The 19,482-nt window shown below is 70.1% G+C and carries 10 protein-coding genes and 1 pseudogene; 9 read left to right on the forward strand and 2 right to left on the reverse strand.

The features are described 5' to 3' along the window. Window positions 1-84: 84 nt before the first annotated feature. The 9 genes and pseudogenes from CSR00_RS19635 to CSR00_RS19675 all read left to right on the forward strand — a co-directional run. Window positions 85-597, forward strand: a pseudogene (locus CSR00_RS19635) (hypothetical protein); the annotation flags it as partial. 271 nt (window positions 598-868) lie between these two features. Then, window positions 869-1,939 carry an esterase family protein gene (locus CSR00_RS19640; RefSeq protein ID WP_099024106.1) on the forward strand — a complete coding sequence of 357 codons (1,071 nt, stop codon included), beginning with the start codon at window positions 869-871 and terminating at the stop codon, window positions 1,937-1,939. Between the two features lie 210 nt (window positions 1,940-2,149). Next, window positions 2,150-3,010, forward strand: coding sequence for an alpha/beta hydrolase-fold protein (locus CSR00_RS19645; RefSeq protein WP_099024107.1), 861 nt, complete (start codon window positions 2,150-2,152; stop codon window positions 3,008-3,010). A 155-nt stretch (window positions 3,011-3,165) separates the two neighbouring features. Further along, entirely contained in the window at window positions 3,166-3,642 is a 477-nt protein-coding gene (locus tag CSR00_RS19650; RefSeq protein ID WP_245906273.1) for a DUF732 domain-containing protein, read from the forward strand. 9 nt (window positions 3,643-3,651) lie between these two features. Next, on the forward strand, window positions 3,652-4,662 hold the full coding sequence (culp6, locus tag CSR00_RS19655; protein WP_099024108.1) for a carboxylesterase Culp6: 1,011 nt from the start codon (window positions 3,652-3,654) through the stop codon (window positions 4,660-4,662). A gap of 251 nt (window positions 4,663-4,913) precedes the next feature. Continuing rightward, complete coding sequence (fadD32, locus tag CSR00_RS19660; RefSeq protein WP_099024109.1) at window positions 4,914-6,803, forward strand: long-chain-fatty-acid--AMP ligase FadD32; 1,890 nt, start codon at window positions 4,914-4,916, stop codon at window positions 6,801-6,803. Between the two features lie 208 nt (window positions 6,804-7,011). Next, window positions 7,012-12,633, forward strand: a complete 5,622-nt coding sequence (gene pks13, locus CSR00_RS19665) for a polyketide synthase Pks13 (protein ID WP_099024131.1) — start codon at window positions 7,012-7,014, stop codon at window positions 12,631-12,633. 6 nt (window positions 12,634-12,639) lie between these two features. Then, window positions 12,640-14,220, forward strand: coding sequence for an acyl-CoA carboxylase subunit beta (locus tag CSR00_RS19670; RefSeq protein WP_099024110.1), 1,581 nt, complete (start codon window positions 12,640-12,642; stop codon window positions 14,218-14,220). A gap of 116 nt (window positions 14,221-14,336) precedes the next feature. Further along, window positions 14,337-15,335: a DUF4331 family protein gene (locus CSR00_RS19675; RefSeq protein ID WP_099024111.1), complete on the forward strand. Its 999-nt coding sequence runs from the start codon at window positions 14,337-14,339 to the stop codon at window positions 15,333-15,335. Between the two features lie 15 nt (window positions 15,336-15,350). Here the strand turns inward: CSR00_RS19675 and CSR00_RS19680 are convergent, their stop codons facing one another. Both CSR00_RS19680 and CSR00_RS19685 read right to left on the reverse strand, forming a co-directional pair. After that, window positions 15,351-16,229 (reverse strand): MBL fold metallo-hydrolase, encoded by an 879-nt coding sequence (locus CSR00_RS19680; RefSeq protein WP_099024112.1) that lies wholly within the window; start codon window positions 16,227-16,229, stop codon window positions 15,351-15,353. 28 nt (window positions 16,230-16,257) lie between these two features. After that, window positions 16,258-19,458, reverse strand: a complete 3,201-nt coding sequence (locus tag CSR00_RS19685) for an arabinosyltransferase domain-containing protein (RefSeq protein WP_176562153.1) — start codon at window positions 19,456-19,458, stop codon at window positions 16,258-16,260. Window positions 19,459-19,482: the final 24 nt, after the last annotated feature.

The raw sequence follows: 19,482 nt of genomic DNA on the forward strand, positions 1-19,482 counted from the left end.
GCGGGGCGGGCGGTGCTGACCAGGTCCGCCGGCGGGGCGTGGGTGCTGCGCTAGGGCGACGACGAGCAGTGCGTCGGGGCGGCCGCCATCCCGCCCCCGGCGCCGGCTCCCGGTCAGCCCGCGCCCGAACGCGAGAACGGCCCACACACCGTGTTTTTCACCAACCTCGGGATGCTCGGCATGAACGTGGGCCTGGACGTGCGGGTGATCGACCAGATCGGCCTGGCCAACCCGCTGGCCGCGCACACCGCGCGGCTGAACGACGGCCGGATCGGGCACGACAAGAACCTGTTCCCGGACTGGGCGGTCGCCGAGGGGCCGTTCCTCAAGGAGCACCCCTACCTGCCCAGCTACCTCGACGAGGGTTGGATCAAGGAGGCCGGGGCCGCGCTGGACTGCCCGGCCACCGAGTCGATGCTGATGTCGATCCGGGCCCCGTTGACCGGGCGGCAGTTCCTGTCGAACCTGGCCCACGCCTGGGACTTCACCGAGTACCGCATCGACCGGGTGCCCAAGTACGAGCTCATCCGGTGCGGACTGGACGAACCCGACCTGGGTGGGCAGCCCTACACGGGGCTGCCGGCCACCGGTCCGTAACCGGGTCCGTAACCGTTCGCCGGGTGTTGGCCGCGTGGTCACCGCCTCGGTAACGCCGCGGTGAGGTCGCCGCGATAGGCAGGAGGACAGGTCTCGGCCAACGGCGGTTCGGGACGTAAGCGTGTGTGTCGGTCGGGTCCGGGTCCGGATGCGCCCTGACGTGCATGAAAGAGAGCAATTGCCGAAGGTGTGGTTGACTTACCGGGCACGACGGCCGAGGACGCCTCGAGTATCTGCGTGCGGCCTACGGAAGGATTGGATGGGTAGCTCTATGAGTTTTGTCGGAAAGCTGCGCGGCGTGTGGGGACGCCGGCTCGCTGTCTCGGCCGCGGCGGCAGCGTTGCTGCCTGGCCTGATCGGTGTTGTCGGCCAGACGGCCTCCGCCGGCGCGTTCTCGCGACCGGGACTACCCGTGGAATACCTGATGGTGCCGTCGGCCGGGATGGGCCGTGACATCAAGGTCCAGTTCCAGAGTGGTGGCCCGAACTCGCCGGCCGTCTATCTGCTGGACGGCCTGCGCGCCCAGGACGACTTCAACGGCTGGGACATCAACACCCCCGCGTTCGAGTGGTACTACGGCTCCGGCCTGTCGGTGATCATGCCCGTCGGTGGCCAGTCCAGCTTCTACTCCGACTGGTACTCCCCGGCCTGCGGCAACAACGGTTGCCAGACCTACAAGTGGGAGACCTTCCTGACCCAGGAGCTGCCGGCGTGGCTGGCGGCCAACCGCGAGGTCAAGCCGACCGGCAGCGCGGCGGTCGGGCTCTCGATGGCCGGTTCGGCGGCGCTGACGCTGGCGATCTACCACCCCCAGCAGTTCCCGTACGCGGCGTCGCTGTCGGGCTTCCTGAACCTCTCCGAGGGCTGGTGGCCGATGCTGGTGAACATCTCGATGGGTGACGCCGGCGGCTATGACGCCGACGACATGTGGGGCAAGACCGAGGACCCCGACAGCGCCTGGAAGCGCAATGATCCGATGGTCAACATCAAGAAGCTGGTGAGCAACAACACCCGCATCTGGATCTACTGCGGTGACGGCAAGCCGTCGGACCTCGACGCGGGCACCAGCACCGGCAACCTGTTCAACGCCAAGTTCCTGGAATCGTTCACGCTGCGGACCAACAAGACCTTCAAGGACGAGTACATCGCCGCCGGAGGCACCAACGGTGTGTTCAACTTCCCGGCCAACGGCACCCACAGCTGGGGCTACTGGGGACAGCAGCTGCAGCAGATGAAGCCGGACATCCAGCGCGTGCTGGGTGCGGTGCCCTACGACCCGGCGGCCGCTGCGGCGCCGGCCGAGGGCGCGGCCGAGCCGGCCGCCGCGCAGAGCGGCGGCTAGGCCGGTAACCGGTCGATACGACACCGCACGACGGCGGCGGCCCCTCGGGGTCGCCGCCGTCGGCGTCCGGTGGGGCCGCTGTTCCCGGGTGCCGGTGGTCCGTGATGTGATTCACTACGGGGCGGGACGGGGGCCGGACGACATGTTGAGGGGATCACGAACGTGGGCAATAGGCTGCTCGGTGTTGCGTCGCGCCTAGCGTGTGCGCTGATGTTGACCGCGGCTCTGTGGGGCGTGGCGACCGCCGGAGGGCCCGCACCGGCCCGTGCCGACGCGGTGGAGTATCTGCAGGTGCCCTCGGCGGCCATGGGCCGCAACATCCCGGTGGCCTTCCAGGGTGGGGGTGCGCACGCGGTGTTCCTGCTCGACGCGTTCAACGCCGGCCCCGAGGTCAGCAACTGGGTGACCGCCGGCAACGCGATGAACACCCTGGCCGGCACCGGGGTGGCCGTGGTGGCCCCGGCCGGCGGCGCCTACAGCCTCTACACCAACTGGGAGCAGGACGGCTCCAAACAGTGGGAGACCTTCCTGGCCACCGAGCTGCCCGACTGGCTGGCCGCCAACAAGGGCCTGGCCCCCGGCGGGCACGCCATCGTCGGGGCGGCCCAGGGCGGCACGGCGGCGCTGTCGCTGGCGGAGTTCTATCCCAACCGCTTCCGGTATGCCGGGTCGATGTCGGGGTTCCTGAACCCGTCGAACACCTTCATGAACGGTGCCCTGCATGCCGGGATGATGCGGTTCGGGGGTGTGGACACCAATCTGATGTGGGGTCCGGCGCAGTTCGGCCGCTGGAAGTGGCACGACCCGGACGTGCACAGCCAGTTGCTGGTGGACAACAACACCCGGATCTGGGTGTTCAGCCCGCAGACCGTCACGTGTAGCGATCCGCCCGCGATGATCGGGTACTGCGATCAGGCGCAGGGCAGCAACCGCTCGTTCTACGCCCACTACCGCAGCATCGGCGGTGCCAACGGGCACTTCGACTTCCCCACCGGCGGGCAGCACGACTGGGGCACCTGGGCGCCGCAGCTGGGCGCGATGAAGGGCGATATCGCCGCCGCGATCGCCTAGCCCGCACGTCACTCCCCAGCCCTGGCGTTGGCCCGGTACTGAGGGCGAAAAACCCGCGGGATCGTCGCGCTGGGTACCGAATCGATATGTGTTGCCGCGCCTGGCCGTCCGGGGTTCACCGGTCGAGCCGGTACCTTGGAGGAGTGCAGCAGACGGTGTGTTCGACTCCACGGGCCCGGTACTCCCGTGCGTTGATCCCGTCGTTGCTGGTCATGGGAGTGTTGTTGATCTTCGCCAGCGGGTGCGCCAACAACGACGCCGTCATGACGGCGGTGCCGCCCCGCGACGCCACCCTGCCCGGCGGGCCGGGCGACATCGACGGCGCACCCGCGCACATCGCCGGGACCTCCGGCGAGGTGGTGATCACCGCCCACCAGCGCGGCTACCTCGATGCACTCTCGGCCGCCGGCGTGCACAGATCCAGTGATCTGACGGCGCTGTCGATCGCGTCGTGTGTGTGCCAGGCGCGGGCCGCCGGGCAGAGCGATCAGGACGTGTGGGATCTTGTCTTCCCGATGGTGCGCGGCGATGTCGCGGACCTGTCGCCGGGTGTGCCGAAGACGACCGTGCAGTCGCAGGCGGTGTCGGCCACCCGTGACTACATCCGTATCGCGTCCGAACGATTCTGCTAGCAGGAGAACATGGCTCGCACCTCCCAGCGCCGGCGCCACCGCATTCTGGGTCTGATCGCCGCGGCCGCCGTCGCGGTCGTGGTCGCGCTCGTCGTCGCGATCATCGTGGTGATCGTCCGTCGCCCCGAGGGCCCGCCCACCGCGGTACCGCCCACCGCGGTGCCCCCGACCTCGACCACGCCGGGAGCCAAGAAGCCGCGCCCGGAGTTCCAGGACGCCAGCTGTCCCGACGTGCAGATGATCTCGATTCCCGGTACGTGGGAGTCGTCGCCGACCGACGACCCGCTGAACCCGACCCAGTTCCCGATCGCGCTGCTGCTGAACGTCACCCGGCCGCTGACCGAGCAGTTCGGCCCGGACCGCCTGCAGATCTACACCGTCCCCTACACCGCGCAGTTCCATAACCCGTTCTCGGCCGACCAGCAGATGTCCTACAACGACAGCCGCGCCGAGGGCACCCGCAAGGCCGTGAAGGCCATGACCGCGATGAACGAGAAGTGCCCGCTGACCAGCTACGTGCTGGTCGGGTTCTCGCAGGGCGCGGTGATCGCCGGGGACATCGCCAGCGATGTCGGCAACGGCCGCGGCCCGGTGGACGCCGACCTGGTGCTGGGCGCGACGCTGATCGCCGACGGCCGCCGCCAGGAGGGGGTGGGTCAGGAGATCGGCCCGAATCCGCCGGGTCAGGGCGCCGAGATCACCCTGCACGAGGTGCCGATGCTCTCCACGCTGGGCCTGGCCATGACCGGTCAGCGTCCGGGCGGATTCGGCGCTCTCAACGATCGGACCAACGAGATCTGCGCCCCCGGGGACCTCATCTGTTCGGCACCGCAGCAGGCGTTCAACATCGCCAACCTGCCGCAGACCCTCGACGTGCTCGCCGGCGGCGCCGGACAGCCCGTGCACGCGATGTACAACACCCCGCAGTTCTGGACCGTGGACGGTCAGACGGCCACCCAGTGGACGCTGAACTGGGCGCGCAATCTGATCGACAACGCGCCACACCCAAAACACGGGTAACAGCACCACAACCAAGCGGTGTTACTTCGGTTGCGTGGATTTGGCCCGCGCCGGACAGGACCGTAATATTAAGAAGAGAGTAAGAGCTAGATCCGCGGGCCCTGACGGTCAGGCGTTCCGGCGGCGGACACCGCAACCTCTGTACGATCTGTGAGGTTTGGGGTGCGGAACCCGGCCGGCCCGCCCGACACCGGGCGCCGCGCCGAGCGGAGAGTGCACCCGCCGCAGAGGCTTCTGACAGGAGAAATGGTATGCCGTTCCACAACCCATTCATCAAGGACGGGCGGATAACCTTTCCCAAGAACGGGAGCATCGTCAAACACGTCGAACGCTGGGCCAAGGTCCGCGGCGACAAGCTGGCCTACCGGTTCCTGGACTTCTCCACCGAGCGCGACGGCGTCGCCCGCGACCTGAACTGGGCCGACTTCGGCGCCCGCAACCGGGCCGTCGGCGCCCGTCTGCAGCAGGTCACCCAACCCGGTGACCGGGTGGCCATCCTCTGCCCGCAGAACCTGGAGTACCTGGTGGCGTTCTTCGGGGCGCTCTACGCCGGCCGGATCGCGGTGCCGCTGTTCGACCCGTCGGAGCCCGGCCACGTGGGCCGGCTGCACGCCGTCATCGACGACTGCCAGCCGTCGGCGATCCTGACCACCACCGACGCCGCCGAGGGCGTGCGCAAGTTCTTCCGCAGCCGCCCGGCCAAGGAACGCCCCCGCGTCATCGCCGTCGACGCGGTGCCCGACGACGTCGGATCCACCTGGCAACCCGTCGACGTCGATGAGCACACCATCGCCTACCTGCAGTACACCTCGGGATCCACCCGCATCCCGACCGGCGTGCAGATCACCCACCTCAACCTGGCCACCAACGTCGTCCAGGTCATCGAGGCCCTGCAGGGCGAGGAGGGCGACCGCGGCGTCACCTGGTTGCCGTTCTTCCACGACATGGGTCTGATCACCGCGCTGCTGTCCCCGATGATCGGCCACTACGTGACGTTCATGACCCCGGCGGCGTTCGTGCGCCGGCCCGGCCGCTGGATCCGGGAGCTGGCCCGCAAGCCCGGCGACACCGGCGGCACCATCTCGGTGGCGCCGAACTTCGCCTTCGACCACGCCGCGGCGCGCGGTGTGCCCAGGGACGGCGAGGAACCGCTGGACCTGTCCAACGTGAAGTCCATCCTCAACGGCAGCGAGCCCATCTCGGCGGCCACCGTCCGCCGGTTCAACGAGGCCTTCGGTCCGTTCGGTTTCCGGCCGCAGGCCATCAAGCCGTCCTACGGCCTGGCCGAGGCCACCCTGTTCGTCTCCACCACCCCGGTCGACGAGCCGCCCACCATCGTCTCCGTCGACCGCGACGAGCTCAACCACCACCGTTTCGTGGTGGTCGACGACGCCTCGCCCGAGGCGGTGCCGCAGGCCTCCGCCGGCAAGGTCGGCGTCGCGGAATGGGCCACCATCGTCGACGCCGAGAGCGCCTCGGAGCTGCCCGACGGGCAGATCGGCGAGATCTGGATCAGCGGCCAGAACATGGGTACCGGCTACTGGGGCAAGGAACGCGAGACCGCCGAGACCTTCCACAACATCCTCAAGTCCCGGACCAACCCCTCACACGCCGAGGGCGCGGCCGACGACGCCACCTGGGTGCGCACCGGTGACTACGGCGCCTACCACGACGGCGAGCTCTACATCACCGGCCGGGTCAAGGACCTGGTGATCATCGACGGGCGCAACCACTACCCGCAGGACCTGGAGTACTCGGCGCAGGAAGCCAGCAAGGCGCTGCGCACCGGGTATGTCGCGGCCTTCTCGGTGCCGGCCAACCAGCTGCCCGACGAGGTGTTCGAGAGTGCACACTCCGGACTCAAGCGCGACCCCGACGACACCTCCGAGCAGCTGGTGATCGTCGCCGAGCGCGCCCCGGGCGCGCACAAGCTCGAGGTCGGCCCGATCACCGACGACATCCGCGCCGCGATCGCCGTCCGCCACGGTGTCACCGTGCGCGACGTGCTGCTGACCGCCGCGGGCGCGGTCCCGCGGACCTCCAGCGGCAAGATCGGCCGGCGGGCCTGCCGCGCGGCCTACCTCGACGGCAGCCTGCGGTCCGGCAAGGTGGCCAACGCCTTCCCGGACGAAGCGGACTGACGTACAACCGAACACCACCAACGAGCCGGGCGGGGGCTCTGGCGGCGGCACAACCCACTGCCACGACAACTGTGAGGCTTCGATGTCTGAAGAACCCAAGTCTGAAGAACCCAAGACTGAAGAACCCAACGAGAACATGACGCCCGACAGCGGCGCGGGCCCCCAGCCGGGCGGGACCGAACTGCCCGCCGCGCACGCCGGGTCGGAGATGTCGGTTCCGGAGATGCGGCAGTGGCTGCGCAACTGGGTGGCCAACGCCACCGGGCAGTCCCCGGACGCGGTCAACGAGTCGGCGCCGATGGTCGAGCTCGGGCTGTCCTCGCGCGACGCGGTGGCGATGGCCTCCGACATCGAGGACCTCACCGGCACCGCCCTGACGGCCACCGTGGCGTTCCGGCACCCGACCATCGAGTCGCTGGCCCAGGTGATCGTCGAGGGCGAGCCCGAGGAGGACGCCGCCGACGCGGCCGATTCCGAGGACTGGTCGCGCCAGGTCGACGACGAGGGCGCCTGGGACATCGCCGTGGTGGGGCTGGCGACCCGCTTCCCCGGCGACATGAACACCCCCGAGCAGACCTGGGCCGCGCTGCTGGAGGGCCGCGACGCGATCACCGATCTGCCCGAGGGACGCTGGTCGGAGTTCCTCGACGAGCCGCGTATCGCCGAACGGGTCGCCAGGGCGCGCACCCGCGGCGGCTACCTGTCCGACATCAAGGGCTTCGACGCCGAGTTCTTCGCGCTGTCGAAGATGGAAGCCGACAACATCGACCCGCAGCAGCGGATGGCGCTCGAGCTGACCTGGGAGGCGCTCGAGCATGCCCGCATCCCGGCGTCGAGCCTGCGCGGCGACTCCGTCGGGGTCTTCGTCGGATCCTCGACCAACGACTACCAGTTCCTGTCGGTGTCCGATCCGACCACGGCACATCCCTACGCCATCACCGGCACGGCCAGTTCGATCATCGCCAACCGGGTGTCCTACTTCTACGACTTCCGCGGCCCGTCGATGGCCATCGACACCGCGTGCTCGTCGTCGCTGGTGGCTGTCCACGAGGCCGTCAAGGCGCTGCGGGCCGGCGAGGCGACCGTGGCGGTGGCCGGCGGCGTCAACGCCCTCGTCACGCCCGTGGTGACCATCGGGTTCGACGAGGTCGGCGGGGTGCTCGCACCCGACGGCCGGATCAAGTCGTTCTCCGCCGACGCCGACGGGTACGCCCGCTCCGAGGGCGGCGGCATGCTGGTGCTCAAACGCGTCGCCGACGCGCGCCGCGACGGCGACGAGATCCTGGCCGTGATCGCCGGGTCCGCGGTCAACCACGACGGACGCTCCAACGGTCTGCTGGCCCCCAACCCCGACGCGCAGGCCGAGGTGCTGCGCAAGGCCTACAAGGACGCCGGGGTCGACCCCCGCACCGTCGACTACATCGAGGCGCACGGCACCGGCACCATTCTCGGCGACCCGATCGAGGCCGACGCGCTGGGACGCGTGGTCGGCAAGGGCCGCGCCGCCGACCGGCCCGCCCTGCTGGGCGCGGTGAAATCCAATGTGGGCCATCTGGAGTCGGCCGCCGGCGCGGCCAGCATGGCCAAGGTGGTGTTGTCGATCAAGCACGACAAGCTGCCGCCGTCGATCAACTACGCCGGCCCCAACCCCTACATCGACTTCGACAAGGAGCACCTCAGGGTCGCCGACACGGTGACCGACTGGCCGCGCTACGGCGGGCACAAGGTCGCCGGGGTCTCGGGCTTCGGCTTCGGCGGCGCCAACGCCCACATCGTGGTGCGCGAGGTGCTGCCCGGCGATCTCGTCGAGCCCGAGCCGAAGCCGCAGGCCGCGGCCGCCGAGGCCCGCAACCCCGACGCGGACGCCGTCTACGTCGGCGGTGTGCGGATGGACGAGTACGGCGAGTTCATCGACGACGACCTCGACGAGTACGGCCCCGAATCCGGAGCCGCCGCCACCGGCGGGGAGGGCGAGCCGGAGCTGCCGGCGCTGACCGACGAGGCGCTGCGACTGCTGGAGGTCGCCCGCGAGGAGATGGCCGCGGCCGAGGCCGACACCCCCACCACGCCGATCGTGCCGCTGGCCGTCTCGGCGTTCCTGACGTCCCGGAAGAAGTCGGCGGCCGCCGAGCTGGCCGACTGGATGGACAGCCCCGAGGGGCGCGCCTCCTCGCTGGAGTCCATCGGCCGCTCGCTGTCGCGGCGCAACCACGGCCGCTCCCGGGCGGTCATCCTGGCCCACGACCACGACGAGGCCATCAAGGGCCTGCGGACGCTGGCCGACGGCAAGCAGAGCCCTTTGGTGATCGCCGCCGACGGCCCGGTGAGCAACGGCCCGGTGTGGGTGCTGGCCGGTTTCGGCGCCCAGCACCGCAAGATGGGCAAGAGCCTCTACCTGCGTGATCGGGTGTTCGCCGACTGGATCAACAAGGTCGACGCCCTGGTGCAGGACGAACTCGGCTACTCCATCGTCGAGCTCATCCTCGACGACTCCCAGGACTACGGCATCGAGACCACCCAGGTGGTGATCTTCGCCATCCAGGTGGCCCTGGGCGAACTGCTCAAGCATCACGGCGCCAAGCCCGCCGCGGTGGTCGGCCAGTCCCTCGGCGAGGCGGCGGCCGCCTACTTCTCCGGCGGGCTCTCGCTGGCCGACGCCACCCGCACCATCTGCTCGCGCAGCCACCTGATGGGCGAGGGCGAGGCGATGCTGTTCGGCGAGTACATCCGGCTGATGGCGCTGGTGGAGTACTCCGCCGACGAGATCAAGACGGTCTTCTCCGACTACCCCGACCTGGAGGTCTGCGTCTACGCCGCCCCCACCCAGACGGTGATCGGCGGCCCGCCGGATCAGGTGGACGCGATCATCGCCCGCGCCGAATCGGAGGGCAAGTTCGCGCGCAAGTTCCAGACCAAGGGCGCCAGCCACACCCAGCAGATGGACCCGCTGCTGGGCGAGCTGTCCGCCGAACTGCAGGGCATCTCGCCGCAGCCGCTGGTCACCGGGTACTTCTCCACCGTGCACGAGGGCCGCTACATCCGGCCCGGCGGCGAGCCCATCCACGACGTCGACTACTGGAAGAAGGGGCTGCGCCACAGCGTCTACTTCACCCACGGCATCCGCAACGCCGTCGACTCCGGGCACACCACGTTCCTCGAGCTGGCCCCCAATCCGGTGGCGCTGATGCAGGTGGGCCTGACCACCGCGGCCGCCGGACTGCACGACGCCCAGCTGATCGCGACCCTGGCGCGCAAGCAGGACGAGGTGGATTCCATGACCACCGCCATGGCGCACCTGTTCGTCAATGGCCACGACCTGGATTTCCGCACGCTGTTCCCGCGCCGCGGTGCCGATCGGACCGCCGAGCGGACCGCCGGGGACGCCGCCGAGGACGTCGTCGGGGATTACGCCGACGGGACCGAGACCGGCCCGGAGTTCGCCAACATCCCGCCGACCCGGTTCCGGCGCAAGCCGCACTGGCTGGAGGCGCACTTCACCGGGGACAGCTCGGTGATGATGCCGGGCAACCATGTGGCCACCCCGGACGGCCGGCACGTCTGGGAGTACGCGCCCAAGGGTGCGGTGTCGGCCACCGAGCTGGCCGCGCTGGTCAGGTCCGCGGCGGCCCAGGTCCTTCCCGACGCCGGCCTCACCGCCGCCGAGCAGCGGGCGATCCCCGGTGCGGGGGCACGGTTGGTGACGACCCTGACCCGCCACCCCGGCGGCGCTTCGGTGCAGGTGCACGCCCGCATCGACGAGTCGTTCACGCTGGTCTACGACGCGCTGGTGGCCCGCGCCGGCCAGGGCGGGGCGCTGCCCGCGGCCGCGGCCGCCGGTGCCGCCGTCGCGCCGCTGCCGGACACCGCGCTGCCGTCGGCGCAGCCCGGCGCCGAGCCGGCGCCGCTGTCGGCGCTGGAACCCGAGCCGGTCGAGGATGACGCGGCCATCCTGTCCGACAACCTGGCCGCGGGTGCGGGCATGGGCGCGGGGTTCGCCAAGTGGTCCCCGGAGAGCGGCGAGACCGTCGGCCAACGGCTCTCGGCGATCGTCGGTGGGGCGATGGGCTACGAGCCCGAGGACCTGCCCTGGGAGGTGCCGCTGATCGAACTGGGCCTGGATTCGCTGATGGCGGTGCGGATCAAGAACCGCGTCGAGTACGACTTCGACCTGCCGCCCATCCAGCTGCAGGCGGTACGCGACGCCAACCTGTACAACGTGGAACAGCTCGTCACCTACGCGGTGGAGCACCGCGACGAGGTGGACCAGCTGCACCAGTTCCAGCAGACCCACAGCGCCGAGGAGGTCGCGGCCGCCCAGGCCGAGCTGCTCGGCGGGGCCAGCACCGCCTCGGAGATCGAGCAGCGCCTCGCCGATGCCGACGGCCAGCTCGACCTCGAGCAGATCCGCAACGCAGCCGAGACCGCAGCCGAGACCGCCGCCGAGGGGGTCGAGCCCGGTGTGGCCGCCGAGGCGGCCGCGCTCAACGAGAAGGCGGCCGAGACGGCCTCCACCCATCCGGTGCCGCCGCCCCCGACCAACCCGCTGGGGCCCGGCGCGGTCCCGCCGCCGCCCACCGACCCGCGGGGCCCGGCCGCCGCGACGCCGGTGGCCCCGGAGCCCGGCGACGAGCCGGTGTCCCCGGACCTGGCGGCCGCCGCGGCCGTGCTCAACCAGCAGGCCGTGGCCGACGCGCTGAACTCCGATGTGCCCCCGCGCGACGCCGCCGAACGCCTGACCTTCGCGACCTGGGCGATCGTGACCGGCAAGTCACCGGGCGGCATCTTCAACGCGCTGCCGGCGCTCGACGACGAGGTGGCCGCCAAGCTGGCCCAGCGCCTGTCCGAACGCTCCGAGGGCACCATCACCGCCGGGGACGTCACACTCGCGCCCACCATCGAGGCGTTGTCCACCACGGTGCGTGAATTCCTGGAGGCCGGGCAGATCGACGGGTTCGTGCGCACCATCCGGCCCGTGGAGAACGACCAGCAGGTGCCGGTGTTCGTGTTCCACGCCGCCGGTGGCTCCACCGTGGTCTACGAACCGCTGCTGAACCGGCTGCCCGCGGGCACGCCGATGCTCGGGCTGGAGCGCGTCGAGGGCACCATCGAGGAACGCGCGGCGCAGTACGTGCCCAAGCTGCTCGAACTCAACGGCTGGACGGACGGTCCGGCCGGTGCGGGCGCAGCGACGGCGAATCGACGAGGCAAACCGTTCCTGCTGGCGGGCTGGTCGCTGGGCGGGGCGCTGTCCTACGCCTGCGCGATCGGGCTCAAGCAGGCCGGTGCCGACGTGCGCTTCGTCGGGCTGATCGACACCGTGCGCCCCGGCGAGCCGATCGACCAGTCCAAGGAGGGCACCCGGGCGCGCTGGGACCGCTACGCCAGGTTCGCCGAGCGGACGTTCAACGTGCAGATCCCCGAGATCCCCTACGAGCAGCTCGAGGAACTCGACGACGCCGGGCAGGTGCAGTTCATCCTGGACGCCATCAAGCAGAGCGGCGTGCAGATCCCCGGCGGCATCATCGAGCACCAGCGGACGTCCTACCTGGACCAGCGGGCGCTCGACGTCGCCGAGATCAAGCCCTACGACGGCCACGTCACGCTCTACATGGCCGACCGGTACCACGACGACGCGATCATGTTCGAACCGGCCTACGCCACCCGCGCACCCGACGGCGGGTGGGGCGAGTTCGTCTCCGATCTGGAGGTGGTGCACATTGGAGGCGAGCACATTCAGGCCATCGACGAGCCCTACATCGCTAAGGTCGGTGCCCATATGAGCCAGGCGATCGGCCGCATTCAGGCTGATCAGGACGAGAAAGGGAAGTAGCCGACCGTGACTGCCGATCCCGCACCGGTTCCGCCGGTCAAAACCGCGACCACCGCAGAGCGCCTCGCCGAACTGCGCGAGAAGCTGGAGCTGGCCAAGGAGCCGGGCGGGGAGAAGGCCGCCGCCAAACGCGACAAGAAGGGCATCGCCAGCCCGCGGGCCCGCATCCACGCGCTGCTCGACCCGGGCAGCTTCCTGGAGATCGGCGCGCTGGCCAAGACCCCGGGCGACCCCAACGCGCTCTACGGCGACGGTGTGGTCACCGGCCACGGCACCATCAACGGCCGCCCGGTCGGGGTGTTCAGCCACGACCAGACGGTGTTCGGCGGCTCGGTCGGGGAGATGTTCGGCCGCAAAGTGTCGCGGCTGATGGAGTGGGTGGCCATGGTCGGCTGCCCGATCATCGGCATCAACGACTCCGGGGGCGCGCGCATCCAGGACCTGGCGACGTCGCTGGCGTGGTACGCCGAGCTGGGCCGGCGTCACGAGCTGCTGTCCGGGCTGGTGCCGCAGATCTCGATCATCCTGGGCAAGTGCGCCGGCGGTGCGGTCTACTCGCCGATCCAGACCGACCTGATCGTCGCGGTCCGCGACCAGGGCTACATGTTCGTCACCGGCCCCGACGTCATCAAGGACGTCACCGGTGAGGAGGTCACCCTCGACGAGCTCGGCGGTGCCGACGCGCAGGCCAAGTACGGCAACATCCACCAGGTGGTGGACTCGGAGAAGGACGCCTTCGCCTACGTCCGCGACTACCTGCAGTTCCTGCCCGCCAACACCTTCGACGATCCGCCGATCATCAATCCCGGGCTGGAGCCGGAGATCACCCCGCACGATCTGGAGCTCGACGCGATCGTGCCGGACTCCGACAACACCGCCTACGACATGCACGAGATCCTGCTGCGCATCTTCGACGACGGCGACTTCCTCGACGTCGCCGCGCAGGCCGGCCAGGCCATCATCACCGGCTACGCGCGCGTCGACGGCCGGCCCGTCGGGGTGGTGGCCAACCAGCCGATGTACATGTCCGGGGCCATCGACAACGAGGCGTCGGACAAGGCGGCGCGGTTCGTGCGCTTCTGCGACTCGTTCAACATCCCGCTGGTCTTCGTCGTCGACACCCCGGGATTCCTGCCCGGCGTCGAGCAGGAGAAGGGCGGGATCATCAAGCGCGGCGGCCGGTTCCTCTACGCCGTCGTCGAGGCCGACGTGCCCAAGGTGACCATCACGGTGCGCAAGTCCTACGGCGGCGCGTACGCGGTGATGGGCTCCAAGCAGCTGACCGCGGACTTCAACTTCCTGTGGCCCACCGCGCGCATCGCGGTGATCGGCGCCGAGGGCGCGGCCCAGCTGATCGTCAAGCGGTTCCCCGACCCCACGGCCCCGGAGGTGCAGGAGATCCGGCGGCAGTTCATCGAGGGCTACAACCGGGACATGGCGACCCCCTATGTGGCCGCCGAGCGTGGCTATGTCGACGCCGTCATCGAACCGCACGAGACCCGGCTCAAGCTGCGCGGCGCGCTGCGGCTGCTGCGCGACAAGCAGATCAGCCGCGTGCAGCGCAAGCACGGCCTGATCCCGATCTAAACCCCCGAACCTGCAACTGTTGTACCCGAACGCCGAGAAGGGGTGCCAGAAGTTGCAGTCTCGGCGGTGACGTCATTCGGCTGCAGTCCTGGCGCCCGGCAGGGTTGGATTGAGGCATGTCGAATCACTTCACCGGATTGAGTCTGGGCCCGCCGCTGGGCGATCAGCGGCTCGACCTGTGCGATCTGTACGTGTTCGAGTCGCCCGCGGATCCGACGCGCACGGTCCTGATTCTCAACGCCAACCCGAACGCCGACTTCATGTATCCCGGCGCGGTGTACCGGCTCAACATCGACAACAACGGCGACCTGCGCACCGAGATCGCGTTCAGTTTCGTGTTCTCCGAACCCCACCACGGCCGGCAGACCTACGACGTCTACCTCGCCGTCGACGACGCCGACTCCCCGCAGGCCATCGGATCCCGGATCTTCGAACGGGTGCCCGCCTCCTTCGGCCGGACGCCCAACATCGTCACCTCGGGCAGTTTCACCGTGTTCGCCGGGGCCCGCAGTGACGCGTTCTTCTTCGACTTCGACGGCATCAAGAACCTCTTCGACACCTCCGGTGGGCGCAACTTCACCGCCCCGCACCTCGGCGGCGAATCACCTTGGACCGGTGTGGATTCCAACCTGGAGGCCAACGTCTTCTCGATGGCGGTCGAGATGCCCACCTCGGCGCTGGCCGCTGCCCCCGACATCAAGGTGTGGGGCCGGTGCAGCGTGTCGCGCGACGGCGTCTACGAACACGTCGACCGGGCGGGTCATCCGTCGGTGAGCAGCTTCTTCAACACCGACGAGACCAAGGCGGAGTACAACGCCGGCCATCCCATCCACGACCGCGAACGCTGGATGGGAATGTTCGTCCACCTGATGGGCCACACCGGCGGCTACACCCGCGAGGAGGCCATCGAGGCCATCGAGGACGAGGGCACGCTGCCCGACATGCTCACCTACGACCCCGCCAGACCGGCGCACTACCCCAACGGTCGGGCGTTGAGCGACGACGTCATCGACTACCGGCTGGCCTTCCTCACCAAGGGTGAGTGCCCGCCGACGGGTTTGAGCCCGCACACCGACACCCTCACGGAGTTTCCCTACCTGGGCCCGCCGCACTGAGCGGCTCCGCCCCGCTCAGATCCGGTCCAGGTCCAGCCACCGGTCCACCGCGAACCGGTCGCCCCGGGCCACCATCGTGGCGCCGCCGCAACCGGGATAGTGCGCCGGGATCACCGCCGCGCGGTGCCGGGCCGCCTCGGTGAAGATCCGGGAGCGGGTCACCGCCGCCTCGGCGGCGTCGACGTCGAAGGCGCACGGATCGTCGGGCCGGGGAATCTGCACCGGGCTGTGGGTCAGGTCGCCGACGAACACCGCCGGGGCCCCGGCGTCCAGCCACGCCACCGAGGATCCCGGGGTGTGGCCGGGCGCGGGCCGCAGCCACAGCGAGTCGGTGATCCGGTGCTCACCGGAGAACAACTCGATCTGGTCGGCCACCGGGAAGATGCTGTCGGCGAACACGGTCCGCATCCCGTCGTTGGTGGTCGGGCTGTCCGGGGCGAAGTAGCGGTAGTCGGCCTCGGGCATCAGGTAGCGCGCATTGGGGAAGGTGGGCACCCAGACACCGTCGGCCGAGCGGGTGTTCCATCCGACGTGGTCGGTGTGCAGGTGGGTGTTGACCACCACGTCGACGTCGGCCGGATCGACGCCGGCGCGCCGCAGCCCGCCCAGGAAATCGGTGTCCAGATCGTGCAGCGGCGGCATGTGCGGGCGCCGGCGCCCGTTGCCCACGCCGGTGTCGATCACCACCAGCGCGCCGTCGACCTGCACCACCCAGGTCTGCATCGCCGCGCGCCACTGCGCGGTCTCGGGCACCCAGAAGTCGGGCACCAGCAGCTCACGGTGTTGCTCCCAGGCCTGCGGCGGGGTCCGAGCGAACAGCTCGGTGCCCATCGCGACGGTGAGTTCCACGACGCGGGTGACCACGGCGTCGCCGAGCCGGACGCGGTCTGTCATGTGCCGACCGTAACCGCAGGGCCGGCGGTCAGGGCTCGATCCGGATCGGGCCCGGCTTCCACAGCCCGGAGCGGGTGGCGCTGCCGAGCTCGATCTGGGCGGGCTGGGCGTCGACGATGGTGTCGAACCGGCGCAGCGAACCCCAGTCCCGGCCCCAGTCCCGCGACAGGTAGGTGGCCATCACGTTCTGCCGCAGCAGCAGGTCGCTGATGCCCAGCAGGCCGCCGTTGAGGCCGTCCTCCCAGGTGTCAGTGTCCTTGCGTTTGGCGTCGTAGTCCGGGGTGATCCGGAACTTGGGCACCTCGGTGACGCCGTTGGCGTGCAGCATCGGCTGCTGGCACGGGAAGGCCAGGCCCACCGCCCAGTCCATCAGCACCGGCTGCCGGGAGCCGACGTACTCCTGCACCGAGCGCAGTTCGGGCACCCGGGGCGGTGTGACGGCCACCCAGTCCCCCCGCGAGAGCGACCTGTCGTCGGCGATGACGCGCACGAAGGTGGCGTCGGCGGGAATCTCGTCGCGGGCGAACCGCAGATTGCGCCAGGACGGCGCGGGCCCCAGGTCGTAGGGCACCACCCGGCCCGCGGGGACGGGGGCGCCGCCGGGGCCCGGCCGGCCGTACTCGAGTTCGACGGTCTGCGCCTCGGTGTGACCCTTGAACACGCTGTTGCCGCTGATGGTCCCGGCCGCGGTCACCACCACCAGCGGGTGCGCGTCGTCGGGGGCCGGCAGCTGGTACCACGCCGAGGTCAGGGTGCTGGGCTGCTGCGGTCCCTCGGTGTAGCTGCCGGCCAGCGGAACCCGGTTCGGGTCCAGCCCGTAGGGCAGCGGCACCGTCGAACCGTTGACGCCCGGCTCGTCGAGCTCGACCGGGGCGTCCCAGTCGTAGTCGGTGCCCGGAACCGGGTTGGTCAGCCGGATCGCCTCGGCCACGATGTGCTCCGGCACGCCGTTGGGGCTGAATCCCACCGGCCCCGCACCGCCCAGCGGGCCCAGGGCGCCGTAGTCGCCGGGCAGCGGCGCCAGGAACCCGTCGTTGGTGTCGGGTTCGACCAGCACGTCGTCGGCCAGCCCACAGCCGCCCGCGAAGGCCCGCAGGTTCGCCCACGCATTGGAGTAGGTCGGGTACTGGCGGACCGCGCCGACGAGCATCGACGCGACGAACACCACCACCATGAAACCCGCGGCGACGGGGATCGGTGCCGCGGTGAGGGCGCGGCTGATCCGGCCCTCGCCACGATCGGGCGGCGCGAAATGCAGCCACACGGCGTAGGCCAGTGCGACGGCGAACAGGACGAAGAACAGGGTGCTGACGGTGACGCCGCCGATCTGCGGCTTGTCGTTGTTGAACGGCACCCCGTAGCTCGAGACGTACCACCACCCGTTGGTGGTGGCCCAGCACAGGGCCAGCACGAACAGCAGTGCCGCCAGGAACACCCACCGGTTGCGGGCCCAGCGCAGCACCGCGGGCGACACCAGCACGGTGGCCAGTGCGGCCATCGCCGCGCCCACCGCGGCGAACAGGCCGAAGTGGTGCACCCACTTGGTGGGGGTGAACATCAGGAAGAACATGGTGCCGAAGATGACGCCCATCAACCGCCACGCGGGACCGCGCGCCACACCCGGGATCCGCTTGCGCCGCAACACGATGAACATCGACGTGAACAGGCACAGCGCGGTGATGAGGAAGCCGAACCGGCGCGACAGGGACCCGTCGACCGTCGGCAGGATCAGGTAGTAGTAGCGCAGGTTCTCGGTGTACCAGGCCTGGCTGGGCCCGATGTCGGTGCGGATCCGGGTGGCCTCCAGCACCGTCGCCAGGGTCTGGTCGGCGAAGACCACCGTCAGTATCACCGTCCCGGCGGCCAGCAGCGGCAGCAACAACGGCCAGAGGCCGACCACGCGGTGGCGGCGCACCAGGATCCGGATCACCGGACGGCCGCCGGCGACCAGGGCGGCCACCGCGATCAGCCCGGTGGGCTGGATACCGAGGGTGAACGCCGCGCTGATGATCGCCAGCGCGGCGGGGGTCAGCCGGCCCGAGGTGATCGCGCGCTCGATCAGCACGTAGGTGATCAGCGCGCCGGTGGCGATCTGTCCCTCCGGTCGCAGACCGTTGTTGAACGGCATCCACGCCGCCAGCAGCACCAGCGCCGCGGTCCACAGGGCGGGACGGCTGGCGATCACCGCGGGCCCCAGCCGCGGCAGCACCTCGCGGCTCAACAGCAGCCAGCACACCAGCGCGCACACCAGGTCCGGCAACCGGATCCAGATGCTGGCGTCGCTGACGTGGGTCATCAACGCCAGCAGGTTGTAGTACCAGCCGAACGGGTCCTCGGGGCTGCCGAACCAGCGGAAGTAGTTCGACATGTAGCCGGCGTGGTCGGCCACCCGGGCCATGCCGAGGATGTAGCCGTCGTCGGAGGAGTTGGCCCCGGCGACGTGCCACACCACGAACGCGACGATCACCGTCGCGTCCACCAGCGTGAAGGTGCGCCACCGCTGCGGGATCAGCCGGTGCATGCGCCGGCCGTCGAGGCGGTCCAGCCGCCACAACGCCAGCAGGGCCACCACCGTGGCCACGATGGCCAGCACCATGGCGGTCAGCTTCAGCGTGGTCGGCGTGGTCGTGAAACGGGTGTCGATGGTCGCCGACAGGGACAACCCCGGCGGCGCGGGGCCGCTCAGGTCGCTGAACACCCCGACGATCGCCGGGCGCAGGTTGGGGTCGGCGAAGCCGGTGCGTTGCGGCGAACCGTCGGGCTTCGACAGCCCGACGAATTCGGCGAACGTGCCGTCGGTGTTCGAGGTGATCTCGATCCGCTGGCACCGCGGGGACTCGACCCGGTCCCGGGGCAGGCTGGCCACCACGACGTTGCGGTCGGTGACGTCCACCCGGTCCTTGGTGACGTTGACGAACAGCGCGTTGAGCGCGGCGTCCTTGCCCTTGGCGGGCGCGGTGCCCAGCACCAGGCCACCCTCCGGGGGCATGTCCCGGATCACCTGGCACGGCACCGTGGCGGTCATCCGCACCGGCGCCTGGGTGATCAGCGGCGCGGTGACATTGGAGACCACCCCGCCCTGCGGCCAGTTGAGGGTGGCCGTGGTCTGCACCACCGGAAGCACCGGCGTCGCCACCGCCAGCAGGAAGCCGACCAGGCCCGCCACCATCGCCACCCAGCGCGCGATCTGCACGTCCCGGGCATTGCCGGCACTCACCGTCTCGTTCATGGCCCCTTTCACGGCGCCGTTCGC

The sequence above is a fragment of the Mycolicibacterium palauense genome, assembly GCF_002592005.1.
GTDB classification, from domain to species: Bacteria; Actinomycetota; Actinomycetes; order Mycobacteriales; family Mycobacteriaceae; genus Mycobacterium; species Mycobacterium palauense.

Coding starts and splice junctions, on each gene's coding strand:
- CSR00_RS19640 (WP_099024106.1), top strand. CDS start 869: ATGAGTTTTGTCGGAAAGCTGCGCGGCGTGTGGGGACGCCGGCTCGCT.
- CSR00_RS19645 (WP_099024107.1), top strand. CDS start 2,150: ATGTTGACCGCGGCTCTGTGGGGCGTGGCGACCGCCGGAGGGCCCGCA.
- culp6 (WP_099024108.1), top strand. CDS start 3,652: ATGGCTCGCACCTCCCAGCGCCGGCGCCACCGCATTCTGGGTCTGATC.
- fadD32 (WP_099024109.1), top strand. CDS start 4,914: ATGCCGTTCCACAACCCATTCATCAAGGACGGGCGGATAACCTTTCCC.
- pks13 (WP_099024131.1), top strand. CDS start 7,012: ATGTCGGTTCCGGAGATGCGGCAGTGGCTGCGCAACTGGGTGGCCAAC.
- CSR00_RS19675 (WP_099024111.1), top strand. CDS start 14,337: ATGTCGAATCACTTCACCGGATTGAGTCTGGGCCCGCCGCTGGGCGAT.
- CSR00_RS19680 (WP_099024112.1), bottom strand. CDS start 16,229: ATGACAGACCGCGTCCGGCTCGGCGACGCCGTGGTCACCCGCGTCGTG.
- CSR00_RS19685 (WP_176562153.1), bottom strand. CDS start 19,458: ATGAACGAGACGGTGAGTGCCGGCAATGCCCGGGACGTGCAGATCGCG.